Consider the following 23,418-nt stretch of genomic DNA (forward strand, 5'->3'; position numbering starts at 1 on the left):
GTGTCGGTGGTCACAGAGCGTACAAGCGTTCGTAGAGCGAACACTCGAGGTCACTCCATGTCAGCCACCACCATCGCCACGGCGACGGCCCCCACGGGTCGTCGGTCGTGGCAGGGCAGCGCCGCGGCGCGGGGAGCGTTGGGCCTCGCCCTGTTCCTCATGCTGCTGGAGCTGCTGCCCCGGACGGGTCTGGTCAACCAGGCCTACCTGCCACCGTTCAGCGCGATGACACAGGCCCTCGGCTCCCAGCTGGGGTCGGGCGACTTCTGGTCGGCCCTGGTCTCGACCATCCGTGGCTGGGCCATCGGCCTCGCCATCGCGGTGGTCGCCGGCGTGGTGCTCGGCGTGGTCATCGGCAGCGTGGGCTGGCTGCGTGACGCCACGTCCTCGACGATCGAGTTCCTGCGGCCCATCCCGTCGGTCGCCCTCATCCCGCTCGCGGTCCTCATGTTCGGCACCGACATGCGCTCCACGCTGCTGCTCGTCGTCTACGCCTCCTTCTGGCAGGTGCTGCTGCAGGTGCTCTACGGCGTGCAGGACGTCGACCCGGTGGCGCACGAGACCGCCCGGTCCTACGGCTTCAGCCGCCTGACCCAGGTGCGGACCGTCATCTGGCCGACCGCGCTGCCGTTCATCATGACCGGCTTCCGTCTGGCCGCCTCCGTCGCGCTGATCCTGGAGATCACCGGCGAGCTGATCATCGGCTCGCCAGGTCTGGGCCGCGAGATCGGTGTCGCGCAGTCGTCCGGTGCCGTGGAGTCGATGTACGCCCTCGTCATCGTGACCGGGCTGCTGGGCGTGGCCATGAACACCGTGGCCCGGACGGCCGAGAAGCGCGTCCTGCGCTGGCACCCGTCGGTGCGGAGGGAGAACCCATGACCACGACCGTCCAGCGGGTCCTGTACGCGGTGACCCTGCCCGTCCTGCTGATCGCGGGATGGTGGTTCGCCACCGCCAACAGCACCAGCTTCTTCTGGCCGCCGCTGTCGACGATCGTCGACGTGTTCCCCGAGACCTGGTTCGAGGGCCGGTTCGGTGCCGACGTCGTCCCGAGCATCGTGCGCCTGCTCGTCGGGTACGGCATCGCGCTGGTCATCGGCATCGCCGTCGGCCTGGCGGTCGGGTCGTCACGCGTCCTGCGGGAGACCGCCGAGCCGGTGCTGGAATTCCTGCGCGCGATCCCGCCGCCGGTGCTCGTGCCGGTCATCATGCTGTTCGCCGGCATCGGCGACGGCATGAAGGTCTCGGTGATCGCCTTCGGCTGCGTTTGGCCGATCCTGCTCAACACCGTCGAGGGCGTGCGCGGCGTCGACGAGGTGCTGTCCGACACCGCCCGCACCTACGGGCTCGGCACCGCCACGCGGGTCCGCACCCTCACGCTGCGGGCCGCCAGCCCGCAGATCATGGCCGGGGCCCGCCAGGCGCTGTCGGTCGGCATCATCCTCATGGTCATCAGCGAGATGTTCGCCGCGAGCAACGGCCTGGGCTTCACCACGGTGCAGTTCCAGCGCAGCTTCGCGATCCCCGAGATGTGGACGGGCATCATCCTGCTCGGCCTCATCGGCGTCGTCCTCGCCACGATCTTCCGGCTCGTCGAACGACGCGTCCTGTCCTGGTACCTCGGCCTGCGTGCCGCTCAGCGGAAGGGCTGACATGACCATCACCCCCACCCCCCGTACGGAGGGACCCACCATGACCAGCGAGTCCACCCAGCCGATGCTGGCCGTCGACCACGTCAAGAAGACCTACGTCAGCAAGCAGGGTCGCGTCGAGGCGATCGCCGACCTCGACTTCCGGGTCGAGCCCGGCGAGCTGGTCTGCGTCGTCGGACCGTCCGGTGCCGGCAAGACCACCCTGCTGCGGTGCATCGCCGGCCTGCTCGAGACCACCGAAGGTGAGGTCCGGCTCGAGGGCACGGCCGTCACAGGCCCGCCGCGGGGCATGGCCGTGGTCTTCCAGGAGTACGGACGCAGCCTCTTCCCCTGGATGACGGTGCGCCAGAACGTCGAGCTCCCGCTCAAGGAGAAGAAGATCAAGGGTGCGGAGCGTCGGCGGCTCGTCGACGAGGCACTCGACGCCGTGCACCTCTCCGACTCCCACGACGCCTACCCGTGGCAGCTCTCCGGCGGCATGCAGCAGCGCGTGGCCATCGCCCGCGCCGTCGCCTACGAGCCGCAGGTGCTGCTCATGGACGAGCCGTTCGCGGCCGTGGACGCGCAGACCCGCGCCGACCTCGAGGACCTGGTCCGCGAGCTCTGGGTCCGGCTCGGCGTCACGGTCCTGTTCGTCACCCACGACATCGACGAGGCCGTCTACCTGGGCCAGCGCGTGCTGGTGCTCTCCAACCGGCCCACGATCGTCCTCGAGGACGTGGCCGTCGACCTGCCCGCCGAGCGCGACCAGCTGGGCACCCGTGCGCTGCCGCGCTTCGCCGAGCTGCGCGCCCACGTGTACGGCCGCATCCAGGAGGCCAAGCGCGGCGTCCGCTGAACCCCGGCGTCCCATCCCCCGAGCACGACCCCACCCGTACAGAAGGACACCCATGAAGACTCGTCGCCTGTTCGCCGCCGTCGCGGCGGCCACCGCCCTCACGACCCTGCTCGCCGCCTGCGGAGGGGGAGGCTCCGACGACTCCGGTGACGGACCGCAGGAGGTGAAGGTCGGCGCGCTGCCGATCCTCGACGTCGCCGCGCTCCACCTGGGCATCCAGGAGGGCCTGTTCGAGGATGAGGGCCTGGAGCTGTCGGTCGAGAACGCCCAGGGCGGTGCTGCGATCATCCCCGCGGTCCTGCAGGGCGACACCCCGATCGGCTTCAGCAACGTCACCTCGCTGCTCATCGCGCGCAGCAAGGGTCTGCCCGTGCAGATCATCGCGCCCGCGTCGGCCTCGACCGGCGAGCCGGGCAAGGACTTCGCCGCCGTCGTCGTCAACGAGGACAGCGACATCGAGTCCGCGGCCGACCTGGCCGGAGCCACCGTCGCCATCAACACCCTGAACAACATCTCCGACACCGTGATCCGCGAGACCGTCCGCAAGGACGGCGGCGACGAGGACGCCGTCGAGTTCGTCGAGATGGCCTTCCCCGACATGCCGGCGGCCCTCGAGGCGGGCAACGTCGACGCGGTGTTCGTCGTGGAGCCGTTCCTGTCCATCACGCAGAAGGCCGGCGCGCGACCGGTCGCCTGGCCCTACGCGGAGGCGGTCGAGAACCTGGAGGTCGCGGTGTTCTTCACCTCCGAGCAGACCGCCAAGCAGGAGCCGGAGCTGATCGAGAAGTTCACCCGCGCCATGGTCGCCTCGCAGGAGCTGGCCTCGTCCGACGAGGAGAAGCTGCGGGCGATCCCGACGACCTACACCGAGATCGACGAGGCGCTGCTGGCCGACCTGACGTTCCCGCTGTTCGCCTCCGAGGTGAGCGAGGCCTCGGCGAAGGGTCTGGCCGATCTCGGCCAGAAGGACGGCCTCTTCGACGAGGCGCCCGACCTGCGGGCGCTGTTCGGCTCCTGAGGTCCGGTGATCGACCGTCGCGCCGCTCCTCGACTCAGGTCGAGAGGGCGGCGCGACTGGCGTTCAGGGCTGCGCGGAAGTCCTCGACCTGGGCCGCGCTGAGCGCCCCGACCATGCGTGCCTCCAGCGCCGCGACGGGACCGGCCTGGTCGGCCAGGAGCTGCTCGCCCTGCGCGGTGAGCGAGAGCGTGACGCGGCGCCGGTCCTTCTCGTCGCGCTCGCGCGAGATGAGGCCTCGGCGCTCGAGCGCTGCGACCAGGTCGGCCATCGACTGCGTGGTCACGAAGGAGTTGCGGGCGAGCTGGGCGGCGGTGACCTCCTGGCCTCGCTGGAGCACCGTCAGCGCCGTGTACTGCAGCGCGGTGATCCCGGCCGGGCGCAGCAGGTCGTCCAGGTGGGAGCGCACGGCCAGCTCCACCTGCTTGACGGCGTAGAGCAGGGACGGCGGCGCCTGGTCGACCGCGGCGTCGTGGGGCTTCGGCATGGGGAGAGGTTAGCCTCTTGCAAACCATCAGGAAACCTGTCAATCTGACGGTCGATCGTGAGGAGTGGCAGATGGGGCTGTTCGAACGCCGCGGCAACCTGGGCGTGGGCACCTGGCCGGCCCGACGGGCGCGCATCAGCCCGACGTCCGCGGCCCTGGTGCAGGGTGACACCACGCGCGCCTACGCCGACCTCGCCGAGCGGTCGGCGCGCCTCGCCACCGTCCTGCGCGAGGGTGCGGACGGGCGAGGCGGCGTCGGGCGTGGGGACCGGGTCGCCTACCTCGGGACCAACGACACCCGCGCCTTCGAGACGTTCTTCGCCGCCGGACTGCTGGGGGCGGTCTTCGCACCGCTGAACTTCCGGCTCGCACCGGCCGAGGTGTCGTCGCTGCTGCGCGACTGCGGCGCCCGCACCCTGGTGGTCGGGCACGGTGTGGACGACCTGGTCGTGGCCGCGCTGGCCCAGGAGACACCGGTCGAGCGCGTCCTGTCGTTCGGCTCCGCGCCGGTGGCGGCCGACGACCTCGAGCAGGAGGTGGCACAGGCCGCGCCGTTCACCGACGTCGTCGACGTCGTGCTCGAGGACCCCGCGCTGCTGCTCTACACCTCCGGCACCACCGGGCACCCCAAGGCCGCCGTGCTCACGCACGGCAGCCTGACGTGGAACACCTTCAACCAGCTGGGCCACATCGACTTCGTCAGCACCGACCGCATCCTGTGCTTCGCCCCGCTGTTCCATGCGGTGGGCTTCGGGCAGTCCACGCTCGCGACCCTCTTCAAGGGCGGCACCATCGAGATGCTCGACGGATTCGACGCCGGCACGGTGCTGCGCACGATCGCGGAGCGCCGGATCACCGGCATGGCCGTCGTGCCCACGATGCTGCAGATGATGGTCGAGCACCCCGACTGGGCGGACGCCGACCTGTCCTCCCTGCGGTACGTGAACTACGGCGGCTCGCCCGCCACCGAGCACATCAGCCGGGCGTGGCAGGAGCGTGGGGTCGTGCTGCAGCAGGGGTACGGCATGACCGAGGCCGCGCCCGGCGTCTACATGGCGCCGAACCGCGGGGGCGAGGACCGTCCGGTGTCGGTCGGGGTCCCGCACTTCTTCACCGACGTGGCCGTCCTCGGCGAGGACGGGTCCGTCCGTCCTGTCGGCACCGAGCAGGGTGAGCTGCTGGTGCGTGGTCCGCACCTCTTCGACGGCTACTGGGAGCGCCCCGAGGCCAGCGCCGAGACCGTCGTCGACGGCAGCTGGTTCCGGTCCGGCGACGTCCTGCGGGCCGACCCCGACGGCTGGGCCTACGTCGTGGACCGCGTGAAGGACATCGTCATCTCCGGCGGCGAGAACATCTATCCCGCCGAGGTCGAGGCCGCACTCGTGGCTCTCGAGGGCGTCCGGTCGGCGGCCGTGGTGGCGCGGCCCGACGACCGGTGGGGCGAGGTCGGTGTGGCCTTCGTCGAGCGCGCTCCCGGCTCCACCCTCACCGAGGACGACCTGCGGGCGCGCCTGGACGGCCGCCTCGCCCGGTACAAGACCCCCGCGCAGTTCGTCTTCGTCGACGCACTGCCTCGCAACGCCTCGGGCAAGGTGCTCCGCACCGACCTGCGGGGCCGAGTCAACCCTGGAGAGACCGCATGAACCCGCTCGACCTGCCCGACCTCCCCGCGTCCCTGCACGTCGAGCGGCACGGCGACGTGCTCGTCGTCAGGCTGTCCCGGGCCCACAAGCGCAACGCCCTGGACGACGCGACGGTGCTCGGCTTCGAGCGTCTGTTCGCCGATCCGCCGGCCTGGGCCCGGGCCGCCGTGCTCGACGCCGACGGCGACCACTTCTGCGCCGGGCTCGACCTGGCCGAGCTCGCCGAGCGCAGCACGGTGGAGGGCCTGCACCACTCCCGCATGTGGCACCGGGCGTTCGAGCGGATCGAGCGCGGCCGGATCCCCGTGGTGGCGGTCCTGCGGGGGGCCGTGATCGGCGGCGGGCTCGAGCTGGCCAGCGCGTGCCACGTGCGCGTGGCCGAGCCGTCGGCGTACTTCGCCCTGCCCGAGGGCCAGCGCGGACTGTTCGTCGGCGGAGGAGCCTCGGTGCGGGTCCCGCGCCTCGTCGGTGTGCACCGGATGACGGACATGATGCTCACCGGACGCGTGTACGACGCGGAGGAGGGGCACCGGGTCGGCCTCAGCCAGTACCTCGTGCCGGCCGGCGAGGGCACCAAGAAGGCGCTCGAGCTCGCCGAGACGATGGCCGGGATCTCGCCGGTCACCACCTACGCCGTGCTGCACGCCCTGCCGCGCATCGGCGAGGCCGACCCCGACCAGGGCTACTTCATCGAGTCGCTCATGGCCGCCGTGGCCGGCGGCAGCGACGAGGCCAAGACGTTGATGCGCGAGTTCCTCGACGGGCGGGGCGCACGGGTCCGCGGGAACGACGCGTGAGCGCCGAGCCGACCGGGTCCGCCCCGGAGGTGGTGTGGGAGCCGGCGCCGGACTGGCGCACGTCGACGCGCATCGGTGCCTTCGTGGGGTGGGTCGAGCAGCACCACGCCGTCACGGTCGAGGACTACGACGACCTGTGGCGCTGGTCCGTCGACGACCTCGAGGGGTTCTGGTCCTCCGTGTGGCACGTCTTCGGCGTCGAGTCCGACACCGAGCCGGGTCCCGCGCTGGCCGACGACGCGATGCCCGGTGCCACGTGGTTCCCGGGAGCACGACTCAGCTACGCACGGCACGCCCTCGACCTGCGCGAGGTCGACCCCGACGCGGTGGCCGTGGTGGCCGTGGGCCAGACCCGCGAACGCATCGACCTGACGTGGGCCGAGCTGCGTGACGCGGTGGCCCGTGCCCGGGCGGGCCTGCAGCGCCTGGGGGTGGCACGCGGCGACCGTGTGGCGGCCTACCTGCCCAACGTCCCCGAGACGGTCGTGGCCTACCTGGCGACCGCCAGCCTCGGAGCCGTGTGGGCCTCGTGCGCTCCTGAGCTCGGACCGCGCAGCGTCGTCGACCGGCTCGGCCAGGTCGATCCCGTGGTGCTGCTCGTCGTCGACGGGTACCGCTACGGCGACAAGCTCGTGGACCGGAGGGCCGAGGTGGCCGAGGTGCGCGCGGCCATGCCGACCGTGCGTCACGTCGTGCACGTGCCCTACGCCGGCGGCGAGGTGCCGGACACGGTGGCCTGGGCGGACTTGCTGGCCGAGCCCGCCGAGCCCGCCTACGAGGCCGTGCCCTTCGACCACCCCCTCTGCGTGCTGTTCTCCTCCGGGACCACGGGCAAGCCGAAGGCGATCGTCCACAGCCACGGCGGCCTGCTGATGGAGCACCTCAAGAACCACGCCCTGAGCTGGGACCTCGGGCCCGGCGACCGGTTGATGTGGTTCTCCACGACCACCTGGATGGTGTGGAACTCCCTCGTCTCCGCCCTCCTCGTGGAGTCCTCGATCGTGCTGGTCGACGGCAACCCCATGCACCCGGACCTGGACCTGCAGTGGCGTCTCGCCGCCGAGACCGGAGCCACGATGGCGGGCCTGAGCCCGGCATTCATCATGGCGTCGCGACGGGCCGGCCTCGACCCCGCTCGCCGGCACGACCTCTCGGCCCTGCGGCAGGTCGGTGCGGCGGGCAGTCCCCTGCCTGCCGAGGGCTACCACTGGATCCGTGAGGCGCTCGGCTCGCACGTGCTCCTCAACGTGGGCAGCGGTGGGACCGACGTCTGCGGCGGCATCGTGCAGGGAAGTCCTCTGCAGCCGGTCGTGGCGGGCGAGATCTCGGGTCCCTGCCTCGGCGTGGCGGCCTACGCCTTCGACGCGGAGGGACGGGCGGTGGTGGGCGAGCTGGGGGAGCTGGTGATCACCCGGCCGATGCCGTCGATGCCGGTCGGCCTGTGGGGTGACGCCGACGGCTCCCGCTACCGCGAGACCTACTTCGAGACGTACCCGGGCATCTGGCGGCACGGTGACTGGGTGCGGTTCTCGGCCTTCGGCACGTGCGTCGTGGCCGGCCGCTCCGACGCGACGCTCAATCGCGGCGGGGTCCGGCTGGGCACGTCGGAGTTCTACGACGTGCTCGGCTCGATGGCCGAGGTCGACGACGCGCTCGTCGTGCACCTGGAGGACGCGACGGGCGGCAACGGCGAGCTCGTCGTCTTCGTGGTCCTCGCCGGTGGTCGCGACCTCGACGACGCCCTGGTCGCAGGCATCGGTCGAGCCCTTCGCACGTCGCTCTCGCCGCGCCACGTGCCCGACCGTGTGGTCGCCGTGCCGGCGGTGCCGACCAACCGCACCGGCAAGAAGCTCGAGGTCCCGGTCAAGCGGCTCCTGCAGGGCGCGGCCCTGGAGGCGGTCGTCGCCCAGGACACCGTGGCCGATCCGAGCGTGTGGGAGCCGTTCCTGCGGCTGGCGGAGGCGAGCCGATGAACCACGTCGCCGTCGTGGGAGCGGGCGTGATCGGGCGTGCCTGGGTGGCGCAGCTCGTCTCCCGCGGGGTGCCGGTGCGGGTCAGCGACCCGTCGCCGGACACCTGGTCGCTGCTGGAGCGCGACGTCGAGCAGGCGCGACCCGCGCTGGAGGCGCTCGGTCACGACCCCGGCCGCTGGCAGGACCTCGTGACCGTCTCGTCGTCGCCGGCCGAGGCGGTCGACGGCGCGCGCTTCGTGCAGGAGAGCGGGCCGGAGGACGAGCAGGTCCGCGGCGCCCTCTACCGCGAGATCGACGAGGTCGCCCGGTCCGACGTCCCGGTCGCCAGCAGCACGTCGACCATGCTGCCCAGTCGCATCGCAGCCCTGGCTCCGGAGCACCCGGAACGGTTCCTCGTCGGTCACCCGTTCAACCCCGTGCACCTCGTCCCGCTGGTGGAGGTCGTGGGCGGCGAGGTCACCTCGCCGGAGGTGGTCGAGCGGGCCATGACCTTCTACGCCGAGGTCGGCAAGCGACCGATCCACGTGCGCCGGGAGGTCCCGGGGCACCTGGCCAACCGGCTGCAGGCGGCTCTGTGGCGCGAGGCCTACTCCCTCGTCGACCGCGGGGTGGCGACGGTGGCCGACGTCGACGCCGCGATCGCCCACGGCCCAGGGCTGCGCTGGGCGCTGCTCGGCCCGCTCGTCAACCAGCACCTCTCCGGGGGTGACGGCGGGCTCCGCCACGTGCTGGCCCACCTCGGTCCGCCCACCGAGGCCCTCATGGACGACCTCGGTCGCGCACCCCTGACCCCCGAGCTCCTCGAGACCCTCGCGGCCGGGGTCGACGACGAGCTGGCCGGGGTCGACCAGGCTGCCATGGCGGCGGACCGGGACGCCCTGCTCATCGCGCTGCTGTCCGCCAAGGCCGCCGCGCACCACCTGCCCTGAACCCACCCCTCCCGGAGGTCCCCGTGTACGAGTCCGCGATCGACGTCGAGTCCCTCGTGGCCATCGACGTCCACACCCACGTCGAGTCCGACGGCCACGGCCACTTCTCGCTCGACGACGAGCTGATGGACGCCTCGGCGAAGTACTTCAAGGCCGATGCGCTGCGCACCCCGACGATCGACCAGATCGCCGACCACTACCGCGAGCGGCAGATGGCGGCGGTGGTCTTCACGGTCGACGCCGAGCACGAGATGGGGCACCCGCCGCTCTCGAGCGAGGAGATCGCCGAGGGGGCGGCCCGGAACAACGACGTGCTGATCCCGTTCGGATCGGTCGACCCCCGACGTGGTCCCGAGGCGGTCGAGCGGGCGAGGCGGCTGATCGGCGACCACGGCGTGCGCGGCTTCAAGTTCCACCCGAGCCTGCAGGGGTTCCGGCCGGACGACGAGCGGTGGTACCCGCTGTACGAGGTGCTGCAGGACGCCGGCATGGTGGCGCTGTTCCACACCGGCCAGACCGGGATCGGCGCGGGCCTGCCGGGAGGGCGGGGCATCAAGCTGCGCTACTCCGACCCGATGCTGGTCGACGACGTGGCGGCGGACTTCCCGCAGCTCAGCATCATCCTGGCGCACCCCTCGGTGCCGTGGGTCGACAGCAGCATCTCTATCGCGACGCACAAGGCGAACGTGTTCGTGGACCTGTCGGGCTGGCGCCCGAAGTACTTCCCGCCGCAGCTGGTGCGCCAGGTGGGCACGCTGCTCAAGCACAAGGCGCTCTTCGGCTCGGACTTCCCGGTGATCACCCCGGACCGCTGGATGGCCGACTTCGACGAGCTCGACCTCAAGCCCGAGGTGCGCCCGCTCGTGCTGAAGGAGAACGCGGCGCGGCTGCTTCGGTTGTGACGGTCACTTGACAAGGAACCTGATAGACAGGATTCTTGTCTAATCGGTGTGAGGCAGAGCACACCACCCCCCTGATCGAGAGGTTCCACCATGAGGTCACGACTCGTCCCGATGGCAGCGGCGCTCGCTGCTGCCACCCTCGTCCTGTCCGCGTGCGGCGGCGGGTCAGACGACGACACCGCGGACGGTGAGCTGCAGAAGGTGTCCATCGGCATGCTGCCGATCGCCCCGACCGGCGCCCTCCAGGTCGGCATCGACCAGGGCTTCTTCGAGGACGAGGGCATCGAGCTCGAGGTCGACCTCGCGCAGGGTGGTGCCGCACTCGTCCCCGGCGTCATGTCCGGCGACCCCCAGTTCGCGTCCAGCAACCCCGTCTCGCTGCTCACCGCTCGCGACAAGGGCCTCGGCCTGCAGGTCGTCAGTCACTGGTCCTCCGACCTCGAGCCCCCGGAGGACGGCATCAACGGTGTCGTCTCCGCCGCCGACTCGGGCATCGAGTCGCCCGGCGACCTGGCGGGCAAGACCGTCGCCATCAACACGCTGCAGTCGATGGGCGACCTGACGATCCGCGAGGCCGTGCGCCAGGACGGCGGCGACCCCGACGACGTCGAGTTCGTGGAGCTGGCCTTCCCGGACATGCCCGCCGCGCTCGCGGCCGGCAACGTCGACGCGGTGTGGGTCCCCGAGCCCTTCCTCGGTGGCCTCGTCGCGGACGGCTCCACGCTCGTGGGCTACACCAGCCAGACCGCGGTCCCCGGCCTGCCGACGCAGTACATCTTCACGTCGGAGCAGCTCGCGAAGTCCGACCCCGAGCTCGTCGCCTCGATGGAGGCGGCGCTGGCCAAGACGCTCGAGTACGCCGACGAGCACCCCGACGAGGTCAAGGAGGCCGCCACGCGCGTCACCGAGATCCCTGCCGCGGCGCTCGAGAACGCCGGCATGGAGGCCTTCGGCACCGACCTGCGAAAGGACCAGCTCACCCGGGTCGGCGAGCTGATGCTCGACGAGGGCTGGATCAAGAAGCCGGCCGACGTCGACGGACTTCTGCCCAAGTCGTAGGGCCCGACCGTCGCCCGGACCCGCCACCGCGGAGCCACCCGAGGGCCACGTCGCCACCGACACCTACGGTGGGGACGTGGCCCTCGATCCTCCCCAGCAGGTCCCGTACCGGCTCGTGCCGGCACCGCCGTCGCGGCGTCTCTCCGAGCGCTTCTTCGGACGGTTCCGGCGCGTCGGACTCCGCGGCGTCCTGGCCGACCTCGACCGTCGGGGCAGCCGCGCCGAGGTCCCGGGGGAGGCCGCGGTCGGCGGCATGCAGTGGGAGGAGCGCGACGCGACGTCGCAGCGGTGGTGGCCGCAAGGCATCACGACGTCGGCCGACGCCTACGGCCCCGACCCGCAGTCGGGCACCTTCGAGGGTCGCCCGGTCGTCGTCGTCAGCTGGTACGCGCACGGCGTCCTCGGCTGGTTGACGCTGGGCTCGCGCATCTCCGTCATCGACCACGCCGACGACGCAGCGCCCCGCTACCGGCACGTGCTGCTCGTGGCACCGCGTCGGGTGCTCGGCCTGCACCTGCTGCGTCCCGTGCGGGTCCACGCCGGGGGCATCGTCTGGTACGGCGACCACCTGTTCGTGGCGGGCAGCTCCGGAGGCGTCCGCGTCTTCGCCCTCGACGACGTGATCCGCGTGCGCAACCGGTGGCGCACCCGCGGCTACCGGTACGTGCTGCCCCAGCGGACCCACTACGCCGCCGACACCGACGCCGGTGTCCGACCGATGACCTACTCGTTCATGTCGCTCGACCGCCGGGGCGACGTCGACCACCTCGTCGCCGGCGAGTACGGGCGCAAGGGCGGCAGCCATCGCATGGTCCGCTACGAGCTCGACCGCGACACCCACCTGCTGCGCTCGGGCGAGACCGAGCCAGCCGTGCCGATCGAGGTGCACGACGCGGTCGCGCCACGCATGCAGGGTGCCGTCCTGGTCGACGGCACGTGGGTGATCACCGCGAGCGCGGGCGAGGACAACCCGGGCGACCTGTGGATCGGGCGGCCCGGTGCCCTCACGCGGCGCCGCGGCGTGCTGCCCACCGGGCCCGAGGACATCACGTGGTGGCCGCAGCGTGGGCAGCTGTGGTCGCTCACGGAGTGGCCCGGCCGTCGCTGGGTCTACGGCATCGACGCCGACACCTGGGTGCGGCCGACGTCGCAGGATTGACGGGTCAGAGGCCCAGCAGCGCGCGGGCGTCCTCGCGCATCTGCACCTTGCGCACCTTGCCGGTGACGGTCATCGGGAACTCCTCGACCACGTGCACGTAGCGCGGCACCTTGTAGTGCGCGAGGCATCCGGTGCAGAAGTCCCGGACGGCCTCGACGGTGAGCGGCTCGGCGCCGTCGCGCATGCGCAGCCACGCCATGAGCTCCTCGCCGTACCTCGCGTCGGGCACGCCCACGACCTGGGCGTCGAGGACGTCGGGATGCGTGATCAGGAACTCCTCGATCTCGCGCGGGTAGATGTTCTCGCCGCCACGGATCACCATGTCCTTGATGCGTCCGGTGATGCTCAGGTAGCCGTCGTCGTCCATGACAGCGAGGTCACCGGTGTGCATCCAGCCGTCGGCGTCGATGGCCTCGGCCGTCTTCTCCGGCTCCTGCCAGTAGCCGATCATCACCGAGTACCCGCGCGTGCAGAGCTCGCCGGCCGTGCCGCGTGGCACGACCTCGCCCGTGGTCGGGTCGACCACCTTCGTCTCGAGGTTCGGGTGGACCCGACCGACGGTACTCACGCGTCGTTCGACGCTGTCGTCGGTGCGGGTCTGCGTGGAGACCGGCGACGTCTCGGTCATGCCGTAGCAGATCGAGACCTCCCCGGCTCCCATCCGCTCGATGACCTGCTTCATGACCTCCACGGGGCACGGCGAGCCGGCCATGATGCCGGTGCGCAGGGCCGACAGGTCGTGGTCGTCGAAGGACGGGTCGGCGAGCATCGCGATGAACATCGTGGGCACGCCGTAGAGCGACGTGCACCGCTCCTCGGCGGCCGCGCGCAGGGTGGCGGCGGGGTCGAACATGGGCGCCGCGACCACCATCGTCGCGCCGTGCGAGGTGGCCGCCAGGTTGCCCATCACCATGCCGAAGCAGTGGTAGAAGGGCACGGGGATGGCGATGCGGTCGTCGGACGTGTAGTGCAGCAGCTCGCCCACGGCGAAGCCGTTGTTGAGGATGTTGCGGTGCGAGAGCGTGGCGCCCTTGGGGAAGCCGGTGGTGCCCGACGTGTACTGGATGTTGATCGGGTCGGTCGCCTCGAGGGTGGCCTCGATGGCGTCGACGTCGAGGTCGCTCGCGCGGCCGGCGTCGAGCAGGCCCTGCCAGCTGGAGGTGCCGATCAGCAGCACGTCGGTGAGCGTCGGGTGGTCGGGACGGACCTCGTCGATCATGTCGGCGAACGAGCTGCCCTTGAGCTCGGGGACGGCCACGATCGCGCGCATGCCCGACTGGCCGACGACGTAGCCCAGCTCGTGCGCGCGGTAGGCGGGGTTGACGTTCACGAGCACCACGCCGAGCCGGGCCGTGGCGTACTGCACCAGGGTCCACTCCGCACAGTTCGGTGCCCAGATGCCGACGCGGTCACCCTTCTCGATGCCGAGCGACGCGAGGCCGCGGGCCACCACCTCGACGTCGGCGGCCAGCTCGCGGTAGGTCCAGCGTCGGCCGGTGGCGCACTCGACGAGTGCCTCGGTGTCGGGCACCCGCGCGACGGTGGCGGCGAGGTCGGCGCCGATCGTGGTCTCCAGCAGCGGCACCTCGGCGCTGCCTGCGGTCTGGCTGAGCTGCTGGTCCATCGTGTCCCCCCACGTGCCGGCCGACGTGCCGTCCGAGCCGGGTGTGTCCTGGCTCACGTCGAGTCTGCCACGCGCTCGATGGGACGACTCAGGACGTCGCGTCGAGCACCCGCAGCACGTTCTTCCCGGTGAGGCGGGCGAGGTCGTCGGCCGACCACCCGCGCCGAGCGAGCGCGTCGAGCAGGATCGCGTGACCGGTCACGTCCCCCATCGCCTCGGGGAAGAGCTCGAACCCGTCGTAGTCGCCGCCGAGTCCCAGGTGGTCGACGCCGACGACCTCGCGGGCGTGCTCCACGTGCGCGACGACGTCGTCGACGGTGACCCGCGGCATGGGGCCGGCGCCGGTGGGGTCGACCTCCCGGTGGGCGAACCAGGCGCCGAAGTCGGCGTTCACGAACGGCGGCACGTAGGTGACCATGAGGACGCCGCCGTTGCCGGGGAGCCGTTCGAGGACGTCGTCGGGGACGTTGCGCGGGTGGTCGGTGACGGCCCGGCACGAGGAGTGGCTGAAGATCACCGGCGCGGTGGTGACGTCGAGGGCGTCGTGCATCGTCGTGGCCGCCACGTGGGACAGGTCGACGAGCATGCCGAGCGCGTTCATCTCGCGCACCACGTCGCGGCCGAAGTCGGTCAGGCCACCGTGCTCGGGCTCGTCGGTGGCGGAGTCGGCCCACGGGGTGTTCTCGTTGTGGGTGAGGGTCATGTAGCGGACGCCGAGGCTCGCGAGCTGCCGCAGCACGGCGAGCGAGCCGTCGATGCTGTGGCCGCCCTCGGCGCCGAGCAGGGACGCCAGTCGGTCCGAGGCCCACGCGTCGCGCACGTCGTCGCCGGTGCGGCAGAGCGCGAGCCGGTCGGGGTAGCGCGCGACGAGCCGGTGCACCCAGTCGACCTGCTCGAGCGTGTACGTGACGGCGTCGGCCCCGCGCTGCGAGCAGGGCGCGTAGACGGACCAGAACTGGCCGCCGACCCCTGAGCGACGCAGCCGGACCAGGTCGGTCTGGAACGCCGGGTCCTCGCCCGCAGCAGCGCGGTCCACGTCGAGCCCGTCGACGGAGTAGCCGGCGCTCTCGCGCATCTCCCACGCGAGGTCGTCGTGCCCGTCGATCAGTGGCGCGGCCGCGACGGCCTCCCGCGCCGCCGCCTCGGTCAGCAGGTCCCCGAACGTCTCCATGCCCCCACCGTAGGCATCAGCGATGGTCTCGATACGCACGACCCACTCCTCCGTCGCGGGTCGCGCTACTCGATCAGCGAGGCGTCGGGCCCTCGGTGGTCGAGTAGCGGTCCCGGCGACGAAGGAGCTCGGGACCGCGTATCGAGACCACCCCACCCGTCACCAGGTGGCAGGCTGGCCGCATGCACCCGCTGCACGAGCTGACCCTGGCCGACCTGCGCCGTCGCACGAGCATCAAGTGGACGATGCACGACCCCGACGTCATCCCGATGTTCGTGGCCGAGATGGACGTGCCGCTCGCCGAGCCCGTGGCGCGTGCGCTGACCGACGCCGTGACCCGCGGCGACACCGGCTACCCGCAGCCGCGCGTGTACGCGGAGGCCCTCGCCGACTTCGCCGCCGACCGCTGGGGCTGGACCGGGCTCGACCCGGCACGCACGCTCGCCGTCGCCGACGTGATGGTCGGCATCGAGGAGGTCCTGCGGCTCACCGGCGCCGCCGACGTGCCGGTCATCGTGAACCCGCCGGTCTACCAGCCGTTCTTCGACGCGGTCGGCCACGTGGGCCGACCGCTGGTGGAGGTGCCGCTCGGCGACGACGGGCGCCTGGACCTCGGCGCGCTGGCTTCCGCCTTCGCAGGGAACCCCGGCGCCACCTACCTGATGTGCAGCCCGCACAACCCCACTGCCGTCGTGCACACCGCCGAGGAGCTGGGCGCGGTCGCCCGACTGGCGCACGAGCACCGGGTCCGGGTGGTCGTCGACGAGATCCACGCGCCCCTGGCCGCGGTCTCCACCGACGACGACGCCTTCGTGCCCTACCTGTCCGTCGACGGCACCGACGACGCGTACGCCGTGCTGTCGGCGTCGAAGGCGTTCAACCTCGCGGGCGCCAAGGCGGCCGTGGTGGCCGGTGGTGCGGCCACCGCCGACGAGATCGCCTCGGTGCCGGAGATCGTGAGCCACGGTCCGAGCCACCTCGGCACCATCGCCCACGTCGCGGCGCTCACCGACGGCCGACCCTGGCTCGACGCCCTCCGCGCCGACATCGCGGAGAACCGGGCGCTGCTCGGCGACCTCGCGGCGGAGCACCTCCCGCGCGCCGGCCTCCTCGCCGGCCCCGGCACCTACACGGCTTGGCTCGACCTCCGCGCGTACGACCTGGGCGCCGATCCCGCCGCCACGCTGCTCGCGTCGGCCCGCGTCGCACTGGCACCGGGACTCGCGTTCGGCGGCTCGTCCGGCGTCGGCGACGGGCGCGCGAGGCTGACCTACGCGACCCCGCCAGACGTGCTGCGTGAGGCCGTCGAGCGGCTCAGCGCCGTGCTCGACTGAGGGCGGGGCTCGTCCGATGGCGCAGTTCGTCGCACCGGCCGCCTGGGGTGCGCGCAACGGGCCAGGCATCGTCCGCCGTGCCCTCGACGCCGGGCGCACCTGGCGGGCGGTGCTGGTGATAATGGGCACGACGCTGTTCTCGTCGCTCTTCACCGTCGTCTGGGCGGTCACCGTGGCGATGGGACGCCCGCTGCTCTCGCTGGTCTTCGGCCTCGCGTGCTGGAGCGGCTGGGTGGTGGTCGTCGACGCCGTGGGGCGGTGGGTCCGTGCGCCGCACGCCGACGCCGGGCCGGTGCTCGCCACGGCTCCCTCCGGACGTCCCGCCACCGCGTGGCTCCGGCCGGGGTGGGCCCTCGCGCGACCGTGGGCCGTCGTCGCGGCGTTCTCGATCGTGGTGGTCGGCGAGGGCGTGGCCTGGGTGCTCGGGGACAGCAGTGCCTGGACGCTCCTGGGCGCGGGGTTCGTGGTCCTCCTGCTCGTGCCGAACCTCTGGATGGCGCGGCGCGGGGTGCAGGCGGGTGGGCTGTTCCTGACGGCCGAGGGCGTCGAGCACGTGTGGGGGCCGGCGTCCACGCGGGTGTCGTGGGAGTCGCTCGAGATCGTCGGCCCGCTCGGCCTCGAGCGGACACCCGGCCTCGAACGAGTGCGACGAGGGGAGTGGTGGTGCGTGGACACCACGGACCGCAGCGGCCGTGCCATCCCGATCCCGTCCGCCTACCTGGGCGACCGCACCGACGTGCTGCGCCGCCTGCTGATCGACCACGCCACCCGGCCCGCGCAACGCCACGCGCTCGGGACGAGTCCGTCGCTCGAGTGGGCGGCGACCGTGGCGGGGCTCCCTGGTCGGACCGCACCCGGCTGAGCGGTCAGGGCGACGGGACCACGAGGTCGGCGGTCCCGCTCCGGGCCAGCACCCGCCGCGCGTTGGGCTCGTCCACCTCGTCGACCCACGCCTGTGCCGCCTCGCGGGTCTTGCCGTGCTTGACGTGGCGGTCCACGAGGCGCGACCGACGACGACCGTCGTCGAGGTCGACGAACCAGACCTCGTCCAGCTCGGCGCGCACGTCGGGCCACGGGTCGGCGTCGTCGAGCAGGTAGTTGCCCTCGGTCACGACGACACGGTGCGACGGTGCCACGGTGATCGAGGCGGCGATCGGCTGCTCGAGGTCCCGCTCGAAGCCGGGGGCCAGCACGTCGTTGCCGGTCTCGGCGCGCAGGCGTCGGAGCAGGTTCAAGTAGCCGTGCGCGTCGAAGGTCTCCGGAGCTCCCTTGCGGTCGAGCAGGCGGCGTTCGGCGAGGGCGACGTCGGCGAGGTGGAAGCCGTCCATCGGCACGCGCACGGCCGGCAAGCCGTCGGCGGTGAGCCGGTTGGCCAGCCGCTTGGCGAGCGTGGACTTGCCGCTGCCCGGGGCGCCGACGACGCCGAGCAGCACGCGGCGTCCCGCAGCGGCGTCGGCCACGCGGGTGACGCGCGCGGCAAGGTCGTCGAGGTCCACGTCCGGCATTCTCCCGCATCGCTCACCGGCAGCCGTCCGAAGCACGATGATGTGTGATCTAGACATACTGTGTGCCACACAGTAATGTGACGGCATGACCTGGGACGACCACCTCCGCACCCACCTGCAGGAGCTGCGCCGCGGCACCGTCGTGGTGGCCAGCCTCGCCGCCCTGCGCGAGCCCGGCTACGGCTACGGCCTGCTGCAGACGCTCGCCGACGCCGGCTTCAGCGTCGACGCCAACACGCTCTACCCGCTGCTGCGGCGCCTCGAGGACCAGGGCCTGCTGGCGAGCGAGTGGGACACCACCGAGTCCCGGCCCCGCAAGGTCTACCGGACGAGCCGCGACGGCGAGCAGCTGCTCGCCGCGCTGCTGGCCGACCTCGACGCCGTACGCACCTCCATCGAGTCCCTCACGGAAGGGCATCTGCCATGACCACCCAGACGACCACCCTGACCGACCGCTACGTGCACGCCGTGCTGCGCTCGGTGCCCGAGGACCGACGCGACGACATCGGCCGCGAGCTGCGTGCCTCGATCGCCGACATGGTCGAGGCGCGCACGGACGCCGGCGAGCCCGAGGCCGACGCGGAGCGTGGTGTGCTCACCGAGCTCGGCGACCCGGGCCTGCTCGCCGCGCAGTACGCCGACCGGCCGCTGCACCTGATCGGCCCCCGCTACTTCCTCACCTACTGGCGGCTGCTGCTCAGGCTGCTGGCCTGGATCCCGGCGACGGTCGCGGTCGTGGTGGCGGCGGTCAGCCTGATCACCGAACCCGACGCGGCGTCCGCGATCGGCGACGGCATCGCGGCCGGGATCGAGACGGCACTGCACGTGGCCTTCTGGACCACCCTCGTGTTCGCGATCCTCGAGCGGGTCGACGTCGACCCCGGCCTGCCGGGCTGGACCGTCGACTCCCTGCCCGAGGCGCCGCAGGAGCGCGACGTCTCCCTGGTCGACACGGTGGCGTCGATCGTGTTCATCGCCTTCTTCATCATGGTGCTGATCGGCCAGAACTTCCGCAGCTGGGTTCAGGGGCCTGACGGCGACGACGTCGCGGTGCTCGACCCCGACCTGTGGTCCGGCTGGCTGCCGTTCCTCATCGGGGTGCTCGTGCTGAACATCGCGCTCGAGGTGTGGCGGTACCGGGTCGGCCGCTGGACGTGGCCGCTCGTGGCTGCGATGGCCGTCGTGTCCGCCGCGTTCGCCCTGCCGGTCGCCTGGCTGGCGTGGGACGAGTCGCTGCTCAACGCCGCCTTCGTCGACGCCGTGGGCATGAGCTCGCAGGTGCTCGAGTACGTGAACCTCGGCATCGTGGTGGGTTCGCTCCTGACCATCGTCGCCGAGGTCGGCGACGCCGCGTGGAAGGCCCACAAGGCGACCCCGCTGACCGCCGGCACGGCCCCGATCGCCCGCTGACCTCGCTGCGGTCGGCGCGTGACGGTCCGGTAAGGTACCCCGCGGTGGCGTGTCCGAGCGGCCGAAGGTGCATCACTCGAAATGATGTGTGGGGTCAAACCCACCGTGGGTTCAAATCCCACCGCCACCGCCGATGACGAAGGGCCCCGAGCGTTCTGTGCTCGGGGCCCTTCGTCGTCCCCGAGTGCTGGGGATTTGGGAGGAGCGACGAAGGAGCGACGGCTCCCACCGCCACCGCCGATGACGAAGGGCCCCGAGCGTTCTGTGCTCGGGGCCTTCGTCGTCCCCGGCCCTGCTTCCGTCCACCACGGGCGGCCCCGTCGAGTTTGCCTCCGCCCGGCCACGGGTACGTCGAGCGCACCTGCACACCGCAGCGCAACGGGAGGGCACCATGACGGACAAGAAGGCCGGACTCGCCGGCAAGGCACGAGACATCGCCGAAGAGGTCGTCGACGAGGTGAAGTCCACCGTCGCCGGTGCCGCACCCGTGCTCCCCGGTACGCCCGGGAGTGGGACGCCGACGGTCGAGGAACCGACCGAGCCGCACGACCCGCTGCCGCCGAAGCCGTCCCAGCACGGTCCGATCCCGCACTCGCCGACCGGCGCGCCGTCGCGCGACAGCAAGAAGTCGGCCGCCCAGCAGGGCCCGACCCTGACCACGGCCACCGGTGTGCCCCTGCGGGAGACCGACCACTCCCTCAAGGCGGGTGCTCGCGGACCTGTGCTGCTGCAGGATCACCACCTGCGCGAGAAGATCATGCACTTCGACCACGAGCGGATCCCCGAGCGCGTCGTGCACGCCCGCGGCGCGGCCGCCCACGGCGTCTTCCGGTCGAACGGCACCGCGTCCAGGCTGACCCGCGCAGCGTTCCTCGCGGAGGGTGCGACGACGCCGGTGTTCACCCGGTTCTCGACCGTCCTGGGCTCGCGCGGCTCGGCCGACTCGGTGCGTGACACCCGTGGGTTCGCCGTGAAGTTCTACACCGAGGAGGGCAACTTCGACCTCGTCGGCAACAACATCCCGGTGTTCTTCATCCAGGACGCCATCAAGTTCCCGGACGTCATCCACGCCGGCAAGCCGCACCCCGACATCGAGATCCCGCAGGCGCAGAGCGCACACGACACCTTCTGGGACTTCGTCTCGCTGCACACCGAGGCCCAGCACCACGCGATCTGGAACATGTCCGACCGCGGCATCCCCCGGTCGTACCGGATGATGGAGGGCTTCGGCGTCCACACCTTCCGCCTGGTCAACGCGGCGGACGAGACGACGCTGGTCAAGTTCCACTGGAAGCCGCGCCTGGGCGTCCACTCCCTGACGTGGGAGGAGGCGCAGATCGCGGCCGGGGTCGATCCCGACTTCCACCGTCGCGACCTCGCGGACGCCATCGAGTCCGGCGCCCACCCCGAGTGGGACCTCGGCGTGCAGGTCTTCCCCGACACCCCGGACCAGATGTTCGAGGGGATCGACCTCCTCGACTCGACGAAGCTCGTGCCCGAGGAGCTCGCCCCCGTGCAGGTCATCGGCACGATGACGCTCAACGCCAACCCCGGCAACTACTTCGCCGAGACCGAGCAGGTGGCGTACCACGCGGGCCACTTCGTGCCGGGCATCGACGCCACCGACGACCCGCTGTTCCAGGGTCGACTCTTCTCCTACCTCGACACGCAGCTGACCCGCCTGGGCGGTCCGAACTTCGACCAGATCCCGATCAACCGGCCGCACGCCCCGGTCAACGACATGCTGCGCGACGGCTACCACCAGGACGCCGCCCACACCGGCGTCGCGCCCTACAAGCCCAACTCGCTCGACGGCGGCTGCCCGTTCCTCGCCGGGGAGGACATGAGCGCGTTCATCGACGTGCCCCAGCCCGTGAAGGCGTCGGCCAAGGTGCGCGAGGCCCCGGCCACCTACGACGACCACTTCAGCCAGGCTCGGCTGTTCTACCTCAGCCTCACCCCGGTGGAGCAGAACCACGTCGCACAGGCGTACACGTTCGAGCTGGGCAAGTGCTACGAGCAGGCGATCAAGGAGCGCCAGCTGCTCGCGCTGGCCAACATCGACAGCCACCTGTGCGAGCTGGTCGCCGACGGCCTCGGACTGCCCGCTCCGGAGGCGACCCTCCCGCTGACCGAGGAGGTGCCGAGCCCGGCGCTCTCGCAGGTCGGCGGGACCTGGCCGACGGACGGTCGGTTGATCGGGATCGTCGTGCCCGACGACCTCGAGGACCTGAGCGGCGTGCGCGAGGTGCGCGACGCGGTCTTCGCCGGTGGCATGGTGCCGCTGGTCATCGCCTCCCGCGGCGGGATGCTGGACGACGGTGAGGGCGATCCCGTCGCGGTGCAGCGGACCTTCCTGACCGTCCGATCGATCGAGCTCGACACCATCCTGCTCGCCGGCGCGCCGCAGGCGGCCAAGGACGCCGACCCGTCGGCCGACGCGAAGGCCGCCGCACCCAGCGCCGGCACCCTCGACCCTCGCGTCGCCCTCCTCGTGTCCGAGGCGCACCGCCACGGGAAGGCGTTGGGCGGGTGGGGCGACGCCGTCGCCGCGCTCGAGGCGAGCGGCCTGCCCGCCGCGCCCGCCGGCGTCTACGTCGGCGACACCCCGGCGGACGTCCTGGAGCAGGTGACGACGATGCTCGGCGCCCACCGGGTCTGGGAGCGCTTCCCGGAGGGCTGAGGGTCGCGGTGAGGACCGACGAGACCGACCGGGTCTCGTCGGTCCGGGCCGGCAGCCCCGTGGGCGCGGATCCGTGGCTCGCTCCGCGCCGGGCACTATGCTGACGGCGTGCGAGAGACCGCGATGCTGAGCCGGGTTGCCGGGCTGCTCGCGTTCGTCCTCTGCCTCACCGCGACCGGCGAGTCCACCACCACGGTGGGCGTCGCGGTCGCGATCGCTGCGGCCCTGCTCGTCGCCGCGAGCTCGCGCGTGGTCGTGGCTCACCGCGCCGGTGGGGTCGGGGTGGTCCGCGGCGAGGTCGCGGCCCTGGTGCCCGTGCTCTCGTCGCGCATCGCGGACCCGGTGCGTCAGCCGGTGCGTCCGCGCGCTCCCGGTCTGGTCTGAGGTCGCCTTCGGGCGACGCGCCCGATCCGATCCTCAGACCAGGAGATGTCCATGCTCGACCCGTTGAAGCACGTCCTGTCCACCCTCATGTCCACCGCCCATGCCCTCGCCGAGAACCTCGGGGCCGACCCCGGTGGTGCCGTCGGCTGGTGCCTCAGCATCGCCGCGATCGTGGTGGTGGTGCGGGGGTTGCTGCTGCCGCTCACGGTCCACCAGGTGCGCAACGCGCGGCGCATGGCGGTCGCCAGGCCCCACCTGCAGGAGATCGCCCAGCGCTACAAGGGACGCACCGACCCCGACAGCGTGCGCGCCATGATGGAGGAGAGGCGCGCCCTGTCAGCCGAGCACGGGGTCTCGCGGCTCGGGTGCCTGCCCGTGCTGGTGCAGCTGCCCGTCTGGTTCGCGCTGTACCACCTGATCTCCGACGTCGCCGCCGGCTCGGCCGTCGGGTCGATGGACGCCGGCCAGGTGGAGCTGTTCGACCGCGCCCAGCTGCTCGGCGCGGGCCTGGTCGACAGCGGCGTGCTCGGCCAGGACGGCTCGCACCTCGCCGTGGTGCTGACCCTCGCGGTCGTGGCCGCGGCCGTGTCGTTCGCGACGCAGCACTTCTTCGTCATGCCCAACACGACGACGGACGGCATGCCGGAGGCGGTGCAGCAGGCCACGCGTCTGATGCCCACGCTGTCCTCCGTCGGGCTGCTGGCGGCGGGCGCCTTCGTGCCGGTGGGGCTCCTCGTCTACTGGGTCTTCAGCCAGGTGTGGACGCTCGGCCAGTCGTTCGTCGTCTGGCGCTGGTTCCCGACCCCGGGGACGCGGGCCGCCCAGCGGCACGGACAGTGACCGGGCCCCGGAC

General features: G+C 72.0%; 22 protein-coding genes and 1 tRNA gene. 19 read left to right on the forward strand and 4 right to left on the reverse strand.

Annotation, left to right across the window (positions count from 1 at the left end; genetic code table 11):
* The first annotated feature begins 57 nt into the window (after positions 1–57).
* The 4 genes from RQG84_RS15500 to RQG84_RS15515 are packed head-to-tail and all read left to right on the forward strand — an operon-like array spanning position 58 to position 3,508.
* Positions 58–879, forward strand: coding sequence for an ABC transporter permease (locus tag RQG84_RS15500; RefSeq protein ID WP_311210739.1), 822 nt, complete (start codon positions 58–60; stop codon positions 877–879).
* Positions 876–1,652 carry an ABC transporter permease gene (locus RQG84_RS15505; protein WP_311210740.1) on the forward strand — a complete coding sequence of 259 codons (777 nt, stop codon included), beginning with the start codon at positions 876–878 and terminating at the stop codon, positions 1,650–1,652. The genes RQG84_RS15500 and RQG84_RS15505 overlap by 4 nt, the downstream gene beginning before the upstream one ends.
* 40 nt (positions 1,653–1,692) lie before the next feature.
* Positions 1,693–2,490, forward strand: a complete 798-nt coding sequence (locus RQG84_RS15510; protein WP_311210741.1) for an ABC transporter ATP-binding protein — start codon at positions 1,693–1,695, stop codon at positions 2,488–2,490.
* A gap of 52 nt (positions 2,491–2,542) precedes the next feature.
* Positions 2,543–3,508 carry an ABC transporter substrate-binding protein gene (locus RQG84_RS15515; protein WP_311210742.1) on the forward strand — a complete coding sequence of 322 codons (966 nt, stop codon included), beginning with the start codon at positions 2,543–2,545 and terminating at the stop codon, positions 3,506–3,508.
* A 34-nt stretch (positions 3,509–3,542) separates the two neighbouring features.
* Here RQG84_RS15515 and RQG84_RS15520 read toward each other — a convergent pair whose 3' ends face one another.
* On the reverse strand, positions 3,543–3,992 hold the full coding sequence (locus RQG84_RS15520) for a MarR family winged helix-turn-helix transcriptional regulator (RefSeq protein ID WP_311210743.1): 450 nt from the start codon (positions 3,990–3,992) through the stop codon (positions 3,543–3,545).
* A gap of 71 nt (positions 3,993–4,063) precedes the next feature.
* Between RQG84_RS15520 and RQG84_RS15525 the strand changes: the two genes are divergently transcribed.
* The 7 genes from RQG84_RS15525 (at position 4,064) to RQG84_RS15555 (ending at position 12,454) form a co-directional block, all read left to right on the forward strand.
* Positions 4,064–5,635, forward strand: a complete 1,572-nt coding sequence (locus tag RQG84_RS15525) for a long-chain fatty acid--CoA ligase (RefSeq protein ID WP_311210744.1) — start codon at positions 4,064–4,066, stop codon at positions 5,633–5,635.
* Positions 5,632–6,432 (forward strand): crotonase/enoyl-CoA hydratase family protein, encoded by an 801-nt coding sequence (locus RQG84_RS15530; protein ID WP_311210745.1) that lies wholly within the window; start codon positions 5,632–5,634, stop codon positions 6,430–6,432. Before RQG84_RS15525 ends, RQG84_RS15530 begins: the two co-directional genes overlap by 4 nt.
* The gene (locus RQG84_RS15535) at positions 6,429–8,405 is read left to right on the forward strand and encodes an acetoacetate--CoA ligase (protein WP_311210746.1); all 1,977 of its coding nucleotides are present in this window, start codon (positions 6,429–6,431) and stop codon (positions 8,403–8,405) included. Before RQG84_RS15530 ends, RQG84_RS15535 begins: the two co-directional genes overlap by 4 nt.
* Complete coding sequence (locus RQG84_RS15540; protein WP_311210747.1) at positions 8,402–9,334, forward strand: 3-hydroxyacyl-CoA dehydrogenase NAD-binding domain-containing protein; 933 nt, start codon at positions 8,402–8,404, stop codon at positions 9,332–9,334. Before RQG84_RS15535 ends, RQG84_RS15540 begins: the two co-directional genes overlap by 4 nt.
* Positions 9,335–9,372: 38 nt before the next feature.
* A complete protein-coding gene (locus RQG84_RS15545; protein WP_311210840.1) occupies positions 9,373–10,236 on the forward strand; it encodes an amidohydrolase family protein in 864 nt (287 codons plus the stop codon).
* Between the two features lie 90 nt (positions 10,237–10,326).
* Positions 10,327–11,295 carry an ABC transporter substrate-binding protein gene (locus RQG84_RS15550; RefSeq protein ID WP_311210748.1) on the forward strand — a complete coding sequence of 323 codons (969 nt, stop codon included), beginning with the start codon at positions 10,327–10,329 and terminating at the stop codon, positions 11,293–11,295.
* Between the two features lie 76 nt (positions 11,296–11,371).
* A complete protein-coding gene (locus RQG84_RS15555) occupies positions 11,372–12,454 on the forward strand; it encodes a hypothetical protein (RefSeq protein WP_311210749.1) in 1,083 nt (360 codons plus the stop codon).
* A 4-nt stretch (positions 12,455–12,458) separates the two neighbouring features.
* On the opposite strand, the gene RQG84_RS15560 is transcribed toward RQG84_RS15555, so the two are convergent.
* Entirely contained in the window at positions 12,459–14,135 is a 1,677-nt protein-coding gene (locus RQG84_RS15560; RefSeq protein WP_311210750.1) for an AMP-binding protein, read from the reverse strand.
* 31 nt (positions 14,136–14,166) lie between these two features.
* The gene (locus RQG84_RS15565; protein ID WP_311210751.1) at positions 14,167–15,249 is read right to left on the reverse strand and encodes a dipeptidase; all 1,083 of its coding nucleotides are present in this window, start codon (positions 15,247–15,249) and stop codon (positions 14,167–14,169) included.
* A 182-nt stretch (positions 15,250–15,431) separates the two neighbouring features.
* On the opposite strand from RQG84_RS15565, the gene RQG84_RS15570 reads away from it, so the two are divergent.
* Complete coding sequence (locus RQG84_RS15570; protein ID WP_311210752.1) at positions 15,432–16,583, forward strand: aminotransferase class I/II-fold pyridoxal phosphate-dependent enzyme; 1,152 nt, start codon at positions 15,432–15,434, stop codon at positions 16,581–16,583.
* Positions 16,584–16,599: 16 nt separating this feature from the next.
* On the forward strand, positions 16,600–17,445 hold the full coding sequence (locus RQG84_RS15575) for a hypothetical protein (protein ID WP_311210753.1): 846 nt from the start codon (positions 16,600–16,602) through the stop codon (positions 17,443–17,445).
* 4 nt (positions 17,446–17,449) lie between these two features.
* Here RQG84_RS15575 and RQG84_RS15580 read toward each other — a convergent pair whose 3' ends face one another.
* Positions 17,450–18,079: a nucleoside/nucleotide kinase family protein gene (locus RQG84_RS15580; protein WP_311210754.1), complete on the reverse strand. Its 630-nt coding sequence runs from the start codon at positions 18,077–18,079 to the stop codon at positions 17,450–17,452.
* A 94-nt stretch (positions 18,080–18,173) separates the two neighbouring features.
* Here RQG84_RS15580 and RQG84_RS15585 point away from each other — a divergent pair, with 94 nt between their 5' ends.
* From RQG84_RS15585 to yidC, 6 genes are all read left to right on the forward strand, one after another.
* Positions 18,174–18,515 carry a helix-turn-helix transcriptional regulator gene (locus RQG84_RS15585; RefSeq protein ID WP_311210755.1) on the forward strand — a complete coding sequence of 114 codons (342 nt, stop codon included), beginning with the start codon at positions 18,174–18,176 and terminating at the stop codon, positions 18,513–18,515.
* Positions 18,512–19,498 (forward strand): permease prefix domain 1-containing protein, encoded by a 987-nt coding sequence (locus tag RQG84_RS15590; protein ID WP_311210756.1) that lies wholly within the window; start codon positions 18,512–18,514, stop codon positions 19,496–19,498. The genes RQG84_RS15585 and RQG84_RS15590 overlap by 4 nt, the downstream gene beginning before the upstream one ends.
* 43 nt (positions 19,499–19,541) lie before the next feature.
* A tRNA-Ser gene (locus RQG84_RS15595) sits at positions 19,542–19,628 on the forward strand.
* Positions 19,629–19,889: 261 nt separating this feature from the next.
* Positions 19,890–22,181 carry a catalase gene (locus RQG84_RS15600; RefSeq protein ID WP_311210757.1) on the forward strand — a complete coding sequence of 764 codons (2,292 nt, stop codon included), beginning with the start codon at positions 19,890–19,892 and terminating at the stop codon, positions 22,179–22,181.
* Positions 22,182–22,289: 108 nt separating this feature from the next.
* Positions 22,290–22,565: a hypothetical protein gene (locus RQG84_RS15605; protein WP_055961264.1), complete on the forward strand. Its 276-nt coding sequence runs from the start codon at positions 22,290–22,292 to the stop codon at positions 22,563–22,565.
* A 51-nt stretch (positions 22,566–22,616) separates the two neighbouring features.
* Positions 22,617–23,405, forward strand: a complete 789-nt coding sequence (gene yidC, locus RQG84_RS15610; protein WP_311210758.1) for a membrane protein insertase YidC — start codon at positions 22,617–22,619, stop codon at positions 23,403–23,405.
* Positions 23,406–23,418 lie beyond the last annotated feature (13 nt).

The sequence above is a fragment of the Aeromicrobium sp. WCS2018Hpa-31 genome (assembly GCF_031843905.1).
GTDB lineage: Bacteria > Actinomycetota > Actinomycetes > Propionibacteriales > Nocardioidaceae > Aeromicrobium.